Origin of the sequence: Bdellovibrio sp. HCB337 (assembly GCF_047302465.1) — a bacterium.
GTDB lineage: Bacteria > Bdellovibrionota > Bdellovibrionia > Bdellovibrionales > Bdellovibrionaceae > JACMRP01.
In genome coordinates this window covers 1,510,497-1,525,213 of record NZ_CP178621.1, presented here as the reverse complement: position 1 = coordinate 1,525,213, position 14,717 = coordinate 1,510,497, and the positions used below count along the sequence as shown (strand labels likewise).

Sequence of the window (14,717 nt, the reverse complement as noted above, 5' to 3'; positions counted from 1 at the left end):
CCTAAAGAGTCAGATCTTTCATCCAACCCGAGAGAGTCTCGACGGTGCTCTGAAGGAATTTTCTTTCGCGGAGCCACCAAATTCCGTATTTCTCAACTTCGTATTGCTCTAACCCAATATTGACGAGGTCGCCCTCTTCAACTTCGCGACTTACGGAATAGTTAGGCAGCAGCGCCCATCCTTTGTGAGCTTTGGCGAGCTCTCTCGCAGAAGCGATGTCGTTCACATGAGAGGCAACTTGCCAAGAGCGTTCCGACAAATTCATAATACGATCTGGATAAAGGCGTTCGCACAAAATGTGTGGCAGAGCCGCCCAGTTTTTAGCTTCGATGTCCCGCTTGTGCTCTTTAAAAAACTTCTTTGAACAATAAGGAGCTATCGGTTCTTTGATAAGCATCTTGTAGCTAACAAGAGGATCGGCGGGACGACCACAATCAAAGCCAATATCGATGGCACCACTTTTCAAAGCTTGTTCAACACCGCCCTCAAACGAGAGCAAATCAATACGCACACCTCGCAAGACCCCGTCCAAATCCGCTAAGCGTGGAGCGACGACTCTGGAGGCGAATTCGCGATTGGTCCCTATACGCAATCTGGATTGGCTTCTTAAAAGACTATTTTGCGCCTGAATAAAATTTCGGTTCAGGGCATTCAACTCAGCTCCCAATGGAGTCATTTGCCAACGTCCCGCTCGTTTCTCGATCACTGGAAATTTTTCCGCAAGCTTTTTAAGCCCCCTGGAAACTCCTGATGGATCCCGGGTCATTTTTTGACTGATGATTTTGATATCCTGAAACTCATCAAACAACATCAACAATTCAGACTCTTCAGATGTCAGTGGAAATCGAGATAACTCCATTACGTTCCTCCCTAGAGAACCGATACTCGCGATTGGACAAAAATGCAATTTTAACCTGTGAAATATGCAATTTACACATTTTTGAAAAACCACTATAAACGGTCTCAGCTTTTAACCAAGGAGAACTTATGTTTCGTTCATTATTGATTGTCTTAGGATTTGCGATGGCAAGCAATTCAGCGATGGCGGCAGTAGGATCCTCGCCTATCCCAGTACACCTCGCCGAAATCGAAGCCCAGGCTCGCACCGTCGTGCTTAAGAAATATTTTGAGTTAGTATGGGTCCATGGGGAACCAACGACCTACAACAACTTGATCTCTAATATCGGCAAATACGGTCAATTCTGGGGCAACTTCGGCTTTTCAGCAGAAATTGGGACTGCAGACTCAAGAACATTCCGCTGCGAACTTAATTACATTCAAATCAGCATCGAACCAATGACAGGCGTGCTGCAATACGATCAAAAGCAATTGAATGCTAAAGCAGTTTGCACCGAAATCCCCTTCAACGAATAAGAAATAGGAGATACCAATGACGAGATTTATATTCACACTTGCATCCTTTGTTTTCATGGCATGGAGTGCTCAGGCCGCCGAGATGCAATGGGCGACGGCATGCACATCTTTTACAAACAAAGATGTTTTGTCGGTGTCCTATAACACCCAGTCAGGGCAGATCACAATCTATCGCGCTCGTATTCCAGATCAGCGAAGCCATGTCACTCGATATACGGCTGCAGAATTGACCCCTAAAAACTACCCCACACTCTTCAGAAGCGAAACCGGCAGTGGAGAAAGTGACGCAGCCGTCGAATTCCAAACTAAAAGCACAATCCGCTTCACTGAGGGCGCTCATTCCGCGGATTACTTCTGCGAGTATTATCGTATTGGGGAGTAGGCCTGAATTCCTATGAGATGGGTCACAAAAAAACCCACGGTTCTTGCAAACCGTGGGTCGTTAAGTTCTATCTTAGAATCGCGCTTAGGCGATTTTCTTAATCAGGTGATGGAAGGTCTCTTGGTCGGTCTCGAGAGCATTCCATGTTTTGTGGGCTTGCAAAAAGATGCGCACTAGTTGCGGATCGAATTGTGTGCCCGCACAACGCTTAAGCTCTGCATAGACGATTTCGTCTGGCAGACCTTTACGGTAAGCGCGTGTTTGCGACATCGCATCGTAGGTATCTACGACAAGAATCACGCGCGATAGCACGTGGATTTTCTCGCCAATAAGTTTATCAGGATAACCTTCGCCATCCATGCGTTCGTGGTGACCACGGATTGCCGGGAGAAGCTCTTTGAAAAAGCTATGGTTTGCTAATGGACGAACGATTTGCTCACTCATGATGGGGTGGTTTTTCATGATATCAAGCTCGCGGGGATCAAGCTTGCCTGGCTTCCCGATGATTTCAGGATCCACACCGATTTTACCAATGTCATGGAAGATGCCGGCGAACTCTGCCAGCTTTTGTTCATACTCATTAAGACCCGCATCACGCGCAAGCTTGCGCGACATTTCACCCACACGCAAACAATGCGCATAAGTTCCTGGATCTACAACTTTTAACGATTGCATCAACGCTTGAGCCGCATCATATGCCCAGCTCGGAACGTCACCCCACGATGAAGACATGAGTCCTCCCCCAATAATTTCTTTTCGACCGAAATGGGTAAAATCTAAAGAGCGTTTAGAGGTGTTTAGTTCGGTTGACTTCGGAGTCTCAGATTGAAACACTTATATTCGCTATTGGACCAACGGCCTGGGAGGCTCCCCCATGTTTCGCAAAATTATTTTGGCATCACTTTTGAGCTCCTCATTTTCTTACGCCCAGCAAATCACTGTCGAAAAGGTCAAGGGCAATAAAGCCGTCGTGGAGTTCTCGGGAGTCGCCCTATCACCAGGTCGTACTTATGCCATCGGCGGCAGTGCCAGCGAGGGTGCGGTGGGCGGTTCTCGTACCCGTATCGTCGGTGGCAGCTTCGATTTGCAGTTTTATGAATACAGTTCCAGCACCAATGGCGGCGACACTGCCAAAGACAACATGTTGAGCCTCATTGGCCGCTATGGCTGGAATTTTGAAACTTTCGAAGTGGGTATGCTTGCGGGATATCTCGACACTGAAAGCCCCAGTTCTAAATTTGCATCTGTGAAATTTGGTTTATTTGGCGATTACAATCTGACCCCGAACCGACCTGGCACGATGAGCATCTACGGCGTTGGCGGCGAAGGCAGTTATACTTCGATTACAAGTTCTGGTGGCGGCTCCATGATGGGAGTTTTCGCAGGAGTTTTTGCAAAATGGTTTGTGTTTGGCCCATCCACAGCTCTTCGCGTGGATGCAGGTTATAACTACGAAAAAGGCAACTACACCCTGTACAGCACGGCAACCCAAGGGTTCAATATTCGTGGTGGAATTTCGACGTATTTTTAAGAATTAGAAGAGCAGGTTCTGAGTATTCAGAACCGACAGCATCAAAAGAATCACTGCAAAAATAATAACTACACGAAGTGACATAGATAGAAGCCTTTTAACAAAGAGCCCTTAAAAGCTCAAGCCCAGCCCCAGAGTACCGTAAAAAGTATTCAGTGCGGCCTGTTGCCCCACTTTATAATCGGTAATTGCATAGCGTTTTAGACCGAAACCCGCTTCTCCGAAGATGTGTTTGCTCCATAGAACTTTCCCGTGGAAGTTCAAAGAAAAGTTGGTTTGCAAAGTCGTCGTGGGCGTCAATGAAACCGGATAGAAGATAAACTCCATATCCACCCATTTTTGATATCTCATCATTGGAATAAGATTGAAAAGATCGTCAAACACCTTCGGCATCGAACGAGCCCAGAACGCCCCTACCCCGATCATCGGCGCTTTGATTTCACCAAAAGTCACATCTTGGTAATCCAGCATCGCCCCAAGAGTCTCATCACGACCCCACAACCCTGGCGTAAAGCGGTACTTCAAATCGGCATTGGCCACGGCCAAATCGGCTTGAGTGCCCTCTTCTTTATCCACGGTCAGCTTCGCCAAAGTTTTAAAGTATTTCGCACTGATACCCCAGCGCTGACGTCCGACCCAATAATTAGTCCAACCAAACAAGTTTTCAAACCACTGATTGTAAGCGGCCTCGCCCAAGAACACGTTCTCACCGCTTGGTTGCAAGATACCAGATAAGCGCACGCTGATCTCGCGCGGGAAGCCTTTATAAATCTCGTAGAAGGCTTTGTACTCTTTGCCTTGATATTCCATACTCAGGTAACTGCGGTTGATCTCGCCTCGGTCTGCGGCTTTAAAGCGCCACAAGAAATAGCGCGGATCTTTGTCATCTACTTCAATCGAATTTTCAAAGCTGGTGACTTTTACTTCTTGCAACTTTTTACCAAAAAGCTTCACACCGTTATCGTAAGTTCCAATCGGCGTATTTGTATCCAAATACGGACGAGCATTCGCACGCGGAACCTCAGAAAGTTCAAAACGCTGCGTGAAAAGTCCCCCGCCTTGCCCTGGCAAATAAACTTTAGGATCTTCTGCCGAGATAGTCGCTTCCCAGAACTTCCGCATGTCACCAATGGTCGATTCAAAACCGATGGCACGAGTAAATGAAGAGTATTGATCCGGATTTAGTACCACCGAAGGAATCGTCGGACGCGTCCCCCAAGCCATGATACGAATTTGATCTGGCTTTTTGGTATCAGTTAGATCCATCAAATTTAGCTTATTAGGAGTCGCGACGAACTCATAACTTTCACCGCTAGAAAGTTCGGCGAAAAACGCTGTTGGCATATCACGAGGCACCGGAACATTTTGTTTTAATTGCGCCGCCTGAGTTTGCAACAACACGCGCGGAGGAACTTCTGTCTTAATTTTACTAAGCATCAACTGACTGCCACTACCACGAAGCACATAGCGCGAAGAACACAAACGAGACTGCGCACGGCCTTGAGCTTGCGTTAAGCAGAAACGGAACGATTCACTGTAAGCTTTTAAACCCGAGGACGCGACATCCGCGATACCATACTGAGTGGAAAAGACACTCGTCTTTGGCAAACGTGCCGTTTTCACTCCACGCTCTTCAAGACCCTTTTTCCAAATATCTAATTGTGTCTTCCAAGTATTACGTTTCGCTTCGGAAACGTCTTGTTTCCAAAGAACAGCCCCTGTACGAGCGATAATCTCGAGAGTTCCACCCGTCTGCAAAACTTCTGGCCAACGCATCACAAAGACTGGCTTGCTAGCTTCTTTAGAACCAACAACCGTCGCCATCTTCGCATGAAGTTTTGAGATCGGCACAAGAGCAAAAAAGAAAGTTTGATCGTCAATAATAGTATCGCCGACTTTTAAAGTACTGCCGGCTTCAAGAGTCAAATCGTACTCAAGCTCCATGGTTGGCAATAAGTTATCCATAGATTCAAAATACACGGGTTTCGCGTACGCATCGTCGCGCGCCGTTTTCAAATTAAAGCGCGCCGATTTTTTTGTTGGAGCAGAAGACTGAAGTGGTGCCGGCGTAGCAGCCGGTGCCGGTGCTGACGTCGCTGCTGGTGCAGCCACTGCTTCTGTCGGAGCAGGAGTTTCGGCAGGAGTTTCTGCCTCTGGAGTATCTAAGCTTAGAGGCTCTGTGGCAGGTGCTTCCACCGCCGCAGGCGTCGCTTCAGGAGTGGGAACCTCAGCAGAATCTTGGGCTCGGGCTGCCATAGATGATAAGCAAACAAGAAACAGTAAAAATGCTTTCCTTTTGAAAGCATTTTGATAAGGGCCTCTGAATACTTCTAACCACTCGATTAAATTCACATTTTTATGGTAATAAATGTCCCTTGGTGCCTCAAGTTAAATGATTGTACTGTCTAGACTTTTTGAATTATTCGAGGCAGTCTTGAGTTCCCTAATTCGAGGTAAGAAATAATGTCCGCAGCAAGAACTGTTTACTCAATGAAGGTCGAGAAAATCATCGATCATACTCATAATGTGCGTGAATTGGTTTTGAGAACCGAAAGTCCTGATGTTTTTAAGTATAAGGCAGGACAATTTGCGATGCTTCATGTCCCCGTTGAAGGTGCAAAACCAGCCCTTCGTGCCTATTCCATTGCGTCCGACGAGCGTGTCACCAATGGCTTTCGTCTGCTTTTTAAATTTGTAGGCTCACCCGACCCTGGGGCAGGTATACCAGACGGCTTAGCCTCGACTTATGTTTGGTCTTTAAAAGGTGGCGAGAGTCTCAAATTCACAGGCCCCTTCGGCAAAGTGTTCTTCCAAGAGCCTCCGACAGAACAAATTGTATTCCTAAATACAGGCACTGGGATTTCTCAGCATCTTTCGTATTTGGTTTCTAAAAAAGAAATCTATCCGAATTTGCAATACAGAATGCTCTTCGGTGTTCGTAGCGAAAAAGACATCTATATCAAAGACGAATTGGATGCTTTGGCTCAAGAGTTTCCGAACTTCAAATATGAATTCGTACTCAGCCGTCCAAGTGACTCTTGGACTGGCAAAAAAGGCTATATTCAACACTTCATCAAAGAGTTTCACTACAAAGAAACTCCAACGACTTTCTATCTTTGCGGCAATGGCGGCATGATCAAGGAAGTGAAGCACCAACTCCTTGAAGTAGATGGCTTCGATAAGACCCGTTTGTGGGTAGAAGCGTTCGACTAAAGAATGAGCTTTGCCAACCCCACTCCCCGCCAAGCAGTTTTTGAATTGATCTTTGCGGGTGCATTGTGGGGTTTTGGTTTTGTGGCCACTCAGTGGGCCCTGACCACTTGGAATCCGGTCGGAGTTCTCTTCTGGAGATTCGCCGGTGCTCTCTTCTTGGGCGAAATTTTGTATCTGATTTTCGCTCGCACTCAAAAAACCCCTGATGGTTGGAAAGAAGACTTTAAAGGGTCTATTCCTGCAGGTCTTTTGCTGGGAAGTTTCTTACTGCTGCAAACCATTGGTTTGCAATACACCACGGCCAGCAAAAGCGGGTTCATCACAACGTTGTATGTCGTCTTTGTTCCTATTGCGAATTGGTTGATCTTCAAAAAGCGTTTGTCTTTTGCGATGCTCACGATGGTGGGTGGCGCCCTTATGGGGACCTTTCTCTTGATGGGAACAGGCCTTGAAACATTCACTCAGCAAATCAATATTGGCGATTTGTGGACTCTCGGAAGTGCGGCACTAGGTGCGGCTCACATTATTTACATTGGCCGCTTCACTCAAAAAATGAAGAATCCGTTTCGCGTGAATAACTTCCAATCCCTGTGGTCGCTGGTTGCGATTTTCCCTTTCGCGTTTTTCATGTCAGACCTTCAGGTGGGACCGATCAATAGCAAAGCTCTTTGGGGTATTGCGATTATCGCAGCAGCATGCAGTGTTTTGGCTTTTTATATTCAAGTCCGCGCACAGAAAGTACTCTCTGACACTACAGCCAGTATGCTGTTTCTGTTAGAGAGTCCTTATGCATTTATCTTTGCTTATCTTTTAATGGGTGACCGGCTTACCGGTGTCCAGAGCCTGGGAGCTCTTCTGATTCTTGGTGCCGCACTCGGGATGGTGCTTCTGGAAAGCGGATCGACCAGTAAAACGCAATCAGAATAACTAAGCCACCCAAAAGCCCCGTCACCCACTCTGGGATGTGCAGGAACGGATCCATCAACATAATCATCGCCAAGCAACCGATCGCATAGAATGCTCCATGCTCAAGATATAAAAACTTGGTCAGAGTTTCTTGTTCTACAAACATGATCGTCAGTGAACGCACGAAGAATGCGCCGATACTTAGACCAATCATGATAATGAACAAGTTATGAGTGATCGCGAACGCGCCGATCACTCCGTCGAAACTAAAAGAGGCATCCAAAACTTCCAGATACAAGAACATACCCGCGCTAGCTTTATGCATGTCTTTCACATTTTCTTGCGACATTTCTAAAATACCACCGATACCGTCCACGACGACATAAGTGATCAAACCAGCCATGCCCGAAAGCAAGAATGTCAATTTTTGAGCGTCTTCCGGAATGAAGTAGCAAAGAATGGTCAAAGTCAGAAGAGTCAGACCGATTTCAATCTCATCAAGCTTGCCCAATTTTGAAAGCGGTCTTTCAAACATCGCAATCCAGTGAACATCCTTGGTCTCGTCATAGAAATAACGAAGCGTCACCATCAACAAGAATGTGCCACCAAACGCAGCAACGCCCAGATGTGCAGAGCTCATAAGCGCGGCATATTGATCCGGCTGCAAAGCCGCCATCTTCAGCGCGGACCATGGGTCGATTTTTCCAACAACGGCTACGATTGCAAGTGGGAACACCAAACGCATACCGAAAACCGCGATCAACATCCCCCAAGTGATAAAGCGTTGACGCCAAACCGGAGTCATCTCTTTCAAAACAATGGCATTTACGATGGCGTTATCGAACGACAAAGATACTTCGAGGACCGCTAAGATTGTCGCGATGAAAAGGGCCTGAAGAGCACCTGTCGTTGTGCCGGAATAGTAATATCCCACGCCGCACGCGAGAATAAGTCCAACCACCGTCGAAATAATAGAGCCCGTGAAATACTTCAGCATACAAAGTCCTTGCAGTTTGTTGGCCAAAGGCTACAACAAAAGGACCTATGTCGGCAATTCTGATCGGGCTTTTGTGCTTTATTTTTGTGATTTGGAGCGTGGGAAGCCTCGCCGCCCTGTTTTTATTCCTTTTAGAAAAGGCTTCTCAGTTCTTTTTGGCCCATGACCACCTAATTTTGCTTTTGCCGCTGCTCGGCTTAGCCACCGGCTTGTCCTATTGGTTAGTTGGCAAAAAGTTTCCATCGACCAAAAGGATCTTGCTCGACGTCGGTGGCGAGGCCAAATCCGTTCGTCCCTTTTTAGCGGCACTTTTCATTTTCACTTTCACAATCCTTAGCCAGCTTTTTGGCGCCTCTACCGGCCGTGAAAGCACGGCGGTTCAATTCGGTGCTTCTGTCGGAGATTTTTGGCGGGATCTTTTTGATCGCAAGCTCAAGCCTATCCGTTTTTCACGGCAGGCTTACATTCGCTCGGGCCTTGCCGCGGGTTTTGGTTCAGTCTTCGGTGTCCCTTGGGCAGGGTTTTTGTTTGCGATGGAAGTGACTCCGAACCGTCGTTGGCCATTGAAGTACCTGCCCGTCTGCTGGCTTTCATCTTTTGGTGCAAACTGGGTCGCGATTGAATGGGGTGCTCATCACAAAACTTATCCCATTTTTCCAGCAATTCCGTGGGATGCCCTTTTACTAGCCAAGTGGACATGTTTTGGAATTGCTTTTGGTCTTCTGGCAAAAGCTTTTGTCTGGTCCATGCAGGCGTTGGAAAAAGTTTTGTTACGTATTCCTATCTCGTGGGTACGCCCAGTTTTAGGAGGCATCTTTGTTGCGACATTGACCATGTGGTTTAAAGACACTCGCTACAACGGCCTTGGTACACAGCTGATTGATATGGCTTTCACTCAAGGTATTCAGGATTTTGATTTTTTATGGAAGGGAATCTTCACGATTCTTTCTTCGGGTTCGGGCCTAAAAGGTGGCGAAGTCACACCGATGATGGCGATGGGTGCGAGCTTCGGCATCGTCGTATCCACTTATTTGGCGCTTCCAACTTTGTATGGCGCAAGCCTTGGTTTGATCTCTGTTTTTGCGGCAGCTTCGCACATACCATGGACTGGCGCCGTGATGGCTTGGGAATTTTTCGGGGGTGAGGCTTTCTTACCGACCTTCATTGTGTGCTGGCTTGCTCGTAAAGTTTTAGGCCTGCAAGGACTCTTCGTAGAGCGACATTAGTTCACAGATTTTTTGATCTGAAATTTCGCCGAAAGTTTTTGAATCGCAGACCAGAGTTTTTCTGATTCTGTCGGATGATTCTTATAAAAACTCTTCGAGATTGGTAAAAAAATCGGAGCGCTTGCAAACGCTATTGGCAAAGCTTCGATCTGATCCATCTGAATATCTTTTGCCAAAACTTCGACTTGTTCTTCATTCAAAACTGCAGCGGAAACTCTGCCCAGATTTAATTTTGCCAAAGTTGGCGCAGCCCCCTCTGTGGGATCTACTTTGACGTTCATCTTCTCAAGAAAACTCAGAGTATACAGTCCTGTCTGAACTCCAACCGCTCCGTCTCCTAAACCTTGAAACTGCACTCCGTCCCAAGTGACCTTGCTTCCCTTTTTTACGTAAACCCGAAAGACAGGTTTGCCTACAGCTTTACTTGTATCCAAAATGCCGTCTTTCTTAGGGAAAACCATGACGGAGTCTTGCCCTGCCAATGCCGAAGAGAAAATCGCATCACTCGTACCACGCGCACCCTCGTTTAAACAACGACTGCGAGGAGCCGAAAACATACGCACTTGCACTCCCGCTTCTGCTGCTGCGGCTTTAACTAACCTTTGCCATTGTCCTTGTTCTTCTTGATCAGTGAACGGAAGAAAATTTCTTTCTAAGAAACAAATATCCATACTCAGCGCTTTGGTTTCAGCACCGAAACTAGATTGTAAAAACACAGCCGATAAAATTGATGAGAGCGCGAAGACTCTAAATCCCACAGATGACATAGGACTTTATTCTATATAAAAAAAATCTTCGCGCTACTGAAATTAAAGAGCCTAGCCTTCGAAGAGCTTCAAGTAAGCTCCGTAGCCCTCTTCCGTAAGTTTAGCCAAGGGAACAAAGCGTAACGACGCCGAGTTAATGCAATAACGAAGACCTGATGGTTCGGGGCCATCGTCAAAGACATGACCTAAATGAGAGTTTGCTTTTCTTGACCGCACTTCAGTGCGAATCATGCCGTGAGCGAAGTCCGCAAGATCTCTCACCGCCTCTGGGTTCACCGGACGTGTGAAGCTTGGCCAACCAGTGCCCGAATCAAACTTGTCGATAGATGCAAACAGCGGTTCTCCGCTGACAACATCGACATACAATCCTTCTTCATGATTATCCCAATAAGCATTTTGGAAAGGACGTTCCGTGCCGTTACGGGCGACGATTTCATATTGTTCAGGGGTTAAGAGCTTACGAAGCTCAGATTCATTTTCAGGAAGACCACAAACAAGATCACATTTTTGATTCATAGGGACCTCTCTTGTTGGGTGTCGTTCTACATCCTTTAGAGGCCCCTCGCAAGTTGTCTAATAGCAAATTAAGGCGCGTTAGCGGTAGGCGTCTCGACTGCCGGATCACCTTTATTTGCAGGTAAGCCCTGGGATAGAGCCCTCGCTGCGGAAGTCAAAATATACGCGCGCATCTAGATCGTTGATGAAGGCTTGGCCTGTGTAATTGCCAGTGGCCTCGCCTTTTACAATCTCTGGGAAAAGCTGCAAGTACACACCTTCTTGAGCAGCACTGCCACGCAAGTCGTACGCTTCGCCGCCTTTGAGTGGCGTGAAGTGAATCGCTGTTTTATAGATATTGCGAGAGCGATAAGGACGAACTTCTAAAGTTGCTGGAAGATTTGGCCAACCGATGAAAGGTTTTGCGGGATCAACAGCTGAATCAAATTGAATTTGCACTGTCGTTTCACTATCGATGGTTTCGCAATGAAGCTGAGTTACTGAAACAGCCATTGCAGACGCGGTCATCATAGTAAGAATAGCGAAAAGAATTGATTTCATCGAAGGTCCCCTTGTTGGTACTTAGGCATAGTTCTTTCGGGGATTCCAGGCAAGCCTGGCATGAAGATACAAACGAAATGAAAAAAGCCCGAGGTTCGCTCGGGCTTGAGGTTTTTTATTGCGGAGTCAGTTGGTACTGACAACTTGCTTCAGCTTGGTAGATACCTTTGTAATCGTACGTGAAGTGTTCTTGTTTCATCGTGAAAACCAATTGGCCATTAATTTGCTCTATTGAATTCACCTGTTTGTTCCAACCGTGGCCATTTCTATCGTACCAGCGGTCTCCACTTTCTTTGGTCATCACAGCTGTTGTTGCTGTCCCTGTCATGTACTCAAAATCCGAACCATTGTGGTCATTGAAGTAATGATCCGTACTAGTCATTCCACCACTGATTTTTTTCACAGAGACAGCTGGAGTATTTTCCATTGGATAATTCACAACACTTGGTTGGATCTCTAACTGTTGAAGCCCCTTATATGGATTGTAGTTATTTTGAGATGTGCTGCTGCAACCGATGAGTGTTGCATTGTACATCCCAGTAAACTTCAGCCACGGGTGAACCTCTTTAGGAGTTGTTGGCAAATGGAACACCGGCAAAGGCTGAGTAAACGCAATGGCTCTGGTGTGTGAAGCCAAGTCACGGAGGTATACTTTGACGTCCACTAGATACTCTTCAAGGTCTGCAAGACTCGTCAGTTTACTAATCACATATTCGCCATACATGCTGTCATTGAGGTAAGCCATCGGGCAATCCTCAGGGAAGTCTTTAACCTTCACCGCAGTTTGGTCGCCAAAACATTTTGCGTAACTCTCTTTTGCCATTTCCTGGAAATCACCTTCGATTTGCGTATCAAAATAAATTTGCGCAAAACGCAGCTTCATTCTCATAACCGCTTCATATTCTTTGATCGTATAATCAAGAAGGGCTAAGTCTTTATTCTCGAAAGGCTTGTCGTAGTTATCCAACTGATTAACCCAAGACTGAATCTCGGTATCTACTGCCTTTACGTCGTTCTGCTTGATCGCTTCTTGGACCTTTTCTTTGCTCGTGTACAAAAAGTTAAAGCTTTCTGTGATGCCCCAAGTTTCTTTCCAAAGAGTTTCCACATACTCGTGATTGATTCCACGCATGAATGTCAATGTACGCTGTTGAAGTTTTCTTGCTTCAGTCTCATTCGCACCAAGGAAATGGCCCAACTCATGAACAAGCAAAGCCATGATTTCTTTATGAGCATTTTCAATGATCAGCTTTGGCGCTACGCTAAAGGCACTAAAACAAATCGTATTCGGTCGTGAAGCATGAATGCTTGCATCAACATCTCTTCCATTTTTGTCTTTGCAAGGCTTGTCTTCGAGGATTTCAAGATCTGTCGTTTCAAGCTTGGTCGCTAGATTGTCTTTCGCAAAATAAAACTTTTCTTCGAAGGCGTCGTTATATGACCGCTCAAATTTTTGCATGTTACGGATAATCAATCGAAGATCACGTTTGGCTTCTGTTAAGATCCCAACAGCTTCGAAAACATGGATCGGATCGGCTGGCAAAGTTCCGCCGCCGCCCGCGCTGATGCCGCCTTCTTCCATGTGGTCGTCTGGCGTGGTTTTGTGAGGTGGATTTGGAGTTCCGCCATTTGTTGTTGATACTTCGCAAGCTGTTAGTCCCATTACGAGGGACAAAGCTAGAATACTTGTCGTTAATTTTTGAATCATAGTTGCCTCTTAAACATCATAGTTTGTGGTTCGTTTCAATTTCTTTGCGCCGGCATAAAGCAACAGTAGAAAATTTATGCTCGCCTGTGCAGTTAAACTTGCTATATTTTTATAATAATATTATAGTTTTGCTATACTTTTAATTATAAATACATGTTTTAATTGGTATTTTATGAATGTTTTAATATTTGATTTTTCTGACTATCGGGCCTATTTAAAGGGTCTTCTGAAGTCCTACCCTAAGAAGGGTCATGGGGTTCGCAGCGTTTGGGCCCAGGCTCTGAACTGCCAAGTGGCCTTTGTGTCCCATGTTTTGAATGGTCTTTACGACTTTAGCATCGAACAAGGCGAGGCCCTCACCCGCTATTTGGCCTTCAGCAAAGATGAAACCGAGTACTTTCTTTTGCTCTTACAGAAAGAGCGCGCAGGGACTCACGAGCTTAAAAAATTCTATACGCAACTGATTCAAGAAAAGATCTCTGAGCGTGAAGACATTCGCAAGCGCATGAAGATCAAAGAAAATCTCAGCGTTGAAGATCAGGCGATTTATTATTCCAAATGGCTTTACTCTGCGACCCACATTCTTTTGACCATTCCAGAGTTTCAGACTTCGCCCGAGAAGATTGCCCAGTACTTCAATACGCCGCTTGTAACGATTCGTGAAATATTAGAGTTCCTAGAAACCAGGAAATTGATTGTCTTAAAGAACGGTCGCTACTTGGTCCAAGACAGCTATATCTTTATCAACAAGGACTCCCCGCTCTTTTCCCATCAGCAGAGTTTCTGGCGACAAAAGGCGATCGAAGCTATCTATCAGAACAATCGCGAAGATATTCACTTTGCTTCGATCTTTACGATTTCCGAATCTGATCTGAAAAAGGTCAAAGAGATTTTGCTAAAGTCCATCGAAGAGACGACAGAGATTATTAAACCTTCGAAGGAAGAAAAGCTGTACTCGATTTGTATGGATCTATTTGAGGTTAAATAGTTTTACCAGAGTATACCGATATTTGCGGAAATATACCCAAGGTCCGCATTGACGCCGCTCTTGCTAAACGCGGAAGCTCCTGCCAAAGTCAGACTGTAGGTCAGCATTTCTGCAAACAACTCAGTTTTAAAACTATCGCCGATCTCGACAAGAAAACCATAGCCGTTTGAATACTCACTCCGATTTTCAATTCTTCTATCGCCATAGAAATTCGTTTCGTGTTCGTAAGTGATTCCCGAGAAACCCAGGCTCGAGCGAAGAAACATAGTTCTACGATCGTTTAAGTAATACAAAACACTTCCCCCCAGAAGAACCTGGCCGATCTCTGCGGAATCGCTGCCCAGATAGGACCAGTATGTCTTTGAAAACAACATGGCATCCATCGAGTAGCCCCAGTGCAATTGCCCCGAAGTTTCATTCGGATGAAACCCAGCGAATGCGAGATGCATGGGAACTCCAAAGCCATCATGGTTAGAAAAACTCTGCTGATCTACCGTCGAATTCATAACCGGAATTCCCACTCCGAAGTTACCTAAAATTTGCCACGTCAAAGGATCCCGAGCCCTCCG

General features: G+C 46.0%; 16 protein-coding genes. 7 read left to right on the top strand and 9 right to left on the bottom strand.

The genetic code is table 11. The features are described from left to right. Position 1 precedes the first annotated feature (1 nt). Positions 2 to 859 carry a LysR substrate-binding domain-containing protein gene (locus ACLWBB_RS07410; RefSeq protein WP_413290982.1) on the bottom strand — a complete coding sequence of 286 codons (858 nt, stop codon included), beginning with the start codon at positions 857 to 859 and terminating at the stop codon, positions 2 to 4. A 128-nt stretch (positions 860 to 987) separates the two neighbouring features. Between ACLWBB_RS07410 and ACLWBB_RS07405 the strand changes: the two genes are divergently transcribed. Together ACLWBB_RS07405 and ACLWBB_RS07400 are read left to right on the top strand one after the other, a co-directional pair. Then, positions 988 to 1,374, top strand: a complete 387-nt coding sequence (locus ACLWBB_RS07405; RefSeq protein WP_413290981.1) for a hypothetical protein — start codon at positions 988 to 990, stop codon at positions 1,372 to 1,374. 16 nt (positions 1,375 to 1,390) lie between these two features. After that, positions 1,391 to 1,756, top strand: coding sequence for a hypothetical protein (locus ACLWBB_RS07400; RefSeq protein WP_413290980.1), 366 nt, complete (start codon positions 1,391 to 1,393; stop codon positions 1,754 to 1,756). Positions 1,757 to 1,840: 84 nt separating this feature from the next. Here the strand turns inward: ACLWBB_RS07400 and ACLWBB_RS07395 are convergent, their stop codons facing one another. After that, the gene (locus tag ACLWBB_RS07395) at positions 1,841 to 2,488 is read right to left on the bottom strand and encodes an HD-GYP domain-containing protein (protein WP_413290979.1); all 648 of its coding nucleotides are present in this window, start codon (positions 2,486 to 2,488) and stop codon (positions 1,841 to 1,843) included. A gap of 142 nt (positions 2,489 to 2,630) precedes the next feature. Here ACLWBB_RS07395 and ACLWBB_RS07390 point away from each other — a divergent pair, with 142 nt between their 5' ends. Further along, positions 2,631 to 3,287, top strand: a complete 657-nt coding sequence (locus ACLWBB_RS07390; RefSeq protein ID WP_413290978.1) for a hypothetical protein — start codon at positions 2,631 to 2,633, stop codon at positions 3,285 to 3,287. 111 nt (positions 3,288 to 3,398) lie between these two features. Here the strand turns inward: ACLWBB_RS07390 and ACLWBB_RS07385 are convergent, their stop codons facing one another. Further along, positions 3,399 to 5,543, bottom strand: a complete 2,145-nt coding sequence (locus ACLWBB_RS07385; protein WP_413290977.1) for a hypothetical protein — start codon at positions 5,541 to 5,543, stop codon at positions 3,399 to 3,401. A 207-nt stretch (positions 5,544 to 5,750) separates the two neighbouring features. On the opposite strand from ACLWBB_RS07385, the gene ACLWBB_RS07380 reads away from it, so the two are divergent. Together ACLWBB_RS07380 and ACLWBB_RS07375 are read left to right on the top strand one after the other, a co-directional pair. Next, positions 5,751 to 6,500 carry an FAD-binding oxidoreductase gene (locus ACLWBB_RS07380; protein ID WP_413290976.1) on the top strand — a complete coding sequence of 250 codons (750 nt, stop codon included), beginning with the start codon at positions 5,751 to 5,753 and terminating at the stop codon, positions 6,498 to 6,500. A 3-nt stretch (positions 6,501 to 6,503) separates the two neighbouring features. After that, positions 6,504 to 7,427: a DMT family transporter gene (locus ACLWBB_RS07375; protein ID WP_413290975.1), complete on the top strand. Its 924-nt coding sequence runs from the start codon at positions 6,504 to 6,506 to the stop codon at positions 7,425 to 7,427. On the opposite strand, the gene ACLWBB_RS07370 is transcribed toward ACLWBB_RS07375, so the two are convergent. Beyond that, positions 7,327 to 8,403 (bottom strand): DUF475 domain-containing protein, encoded by a 1,077-nt coding sequence (locus tag ACLWBB_RS07370; protein WP_413290974.1) that lies wholly within the window; start codon positions 8,401 to 8,403, stop codon positions 7,327 to 7,329. The genes ACLWBB_RS07375 and ACLWBB_RS07370 overlap by 101 nt on opposite strands. 47 nt (positions 8,404 to 8,450) lie before the next feature. Between ACLWBB_RS07370 and ACLWBB_RS07365 the strand changes: the two genes are divergently transcribed. Further along, positions 8,451 to 9,629 (top strand): chloride channel protein, encoded by a 1,179-nt coding sequence (locus ACLWBB_RS07365; protein WP_413290973.1) that lies wholly within the window; start codon positions 8,451 to 8,453, stop codon positions 9,627 to 9,629. On the opposite strand, the gene ACLWBB_RS07360 is transcribed toward ACLWBB_RS07365, so the two are convergent. From ACLWBB_RS07360 to ACLWBB_RS07345, 4 genes are all read right to left on the bottom strand, one after another. Then, a complete protein-coding gene (locus ACLWBB_RS07360; RefSeq protein ID WP_413290972.1) occupies positions 9,626 to 10,345 on the bottom strand; it encodes a substrate-binding periplasmic protein in 720 nt (239 codons plus the stop codon). The genes ACLWBB_RS07365 and ACLWBB_RS07360 overlap by 4 nt on opposite strands. Positions 10,346 to 10,447: 102 nt before the next feature. Next, complete coding sequence (gene msrB, locus ACLWBB_RS07355; RefSeq protein WP_413290971.1) at positions 10,448 to 10,912, bottom strand: peptide-methionine (R)-S-oxide reductase MsrB; 465 nt, start codon at positions 10,910 to 10,912, stop codon at positions 10,448 to 10,450. 111 nt (positions 10,913 to 11,023) lie between these two features. Continuing rightward, a complete protein-coding gene (locus ACLWBB_RS07350) occupies positions 11,024 to 11,452 on the bottom strand; it encodes a hypothetical protein (RefSeq protein WP_413290970.1) in 429 nt (142 codons plus the stop codon). Positions 11,453 to 11,567: 115 nt separating this feature from the next. Further along, positions 11,568 to 13,160 (bottom strand): hypothetical protein, encoded by a 1,593-nt coding sequence (locus ACLWBB_RS07345; RefSeq protein ID WP_413290969.1) that lies wholly within the window; start codon positions 13,158 to 13,160, stop codon positions 11,568 to 11,570. Positions 13,161 to 13,332: 172 nt separating this feature from the next. On the opposite strand from ACLWBB_RS07345, the gene ACLWBB_RS07340 reads away from it, so the two are divergent. Then, positions 13,333 to 14,148: a TIGR02147 family protein gene (locus tag ACLWBB_RS07340; protein ID WP_413290968.1), complete on the top strand. Its 816-nt coding sequence runs from the start codon at positions 13,333 to 13,335 to the stop codon at positions 14,146 to 14,148. Positions 14,149 to 14,150: 2 nt separating this feature from the next. Here the strand turns inward: ACLWBB_RS07340 and ACLWBB_RS07335 are convergent, their stop codons facing one another. Next, positions 14,151 to 14,699, bottom strand: a complete 549-nt coding sequence (locus ACLWBB_RS07335; protein WP_413290967.1) for a hypothetical protein — start codon at positions 14,697 to 14,699, stop codon at positions 14,151 to 14,153. Positions 14,700 to 14,717: the final 18 nt, after the last annotated feature.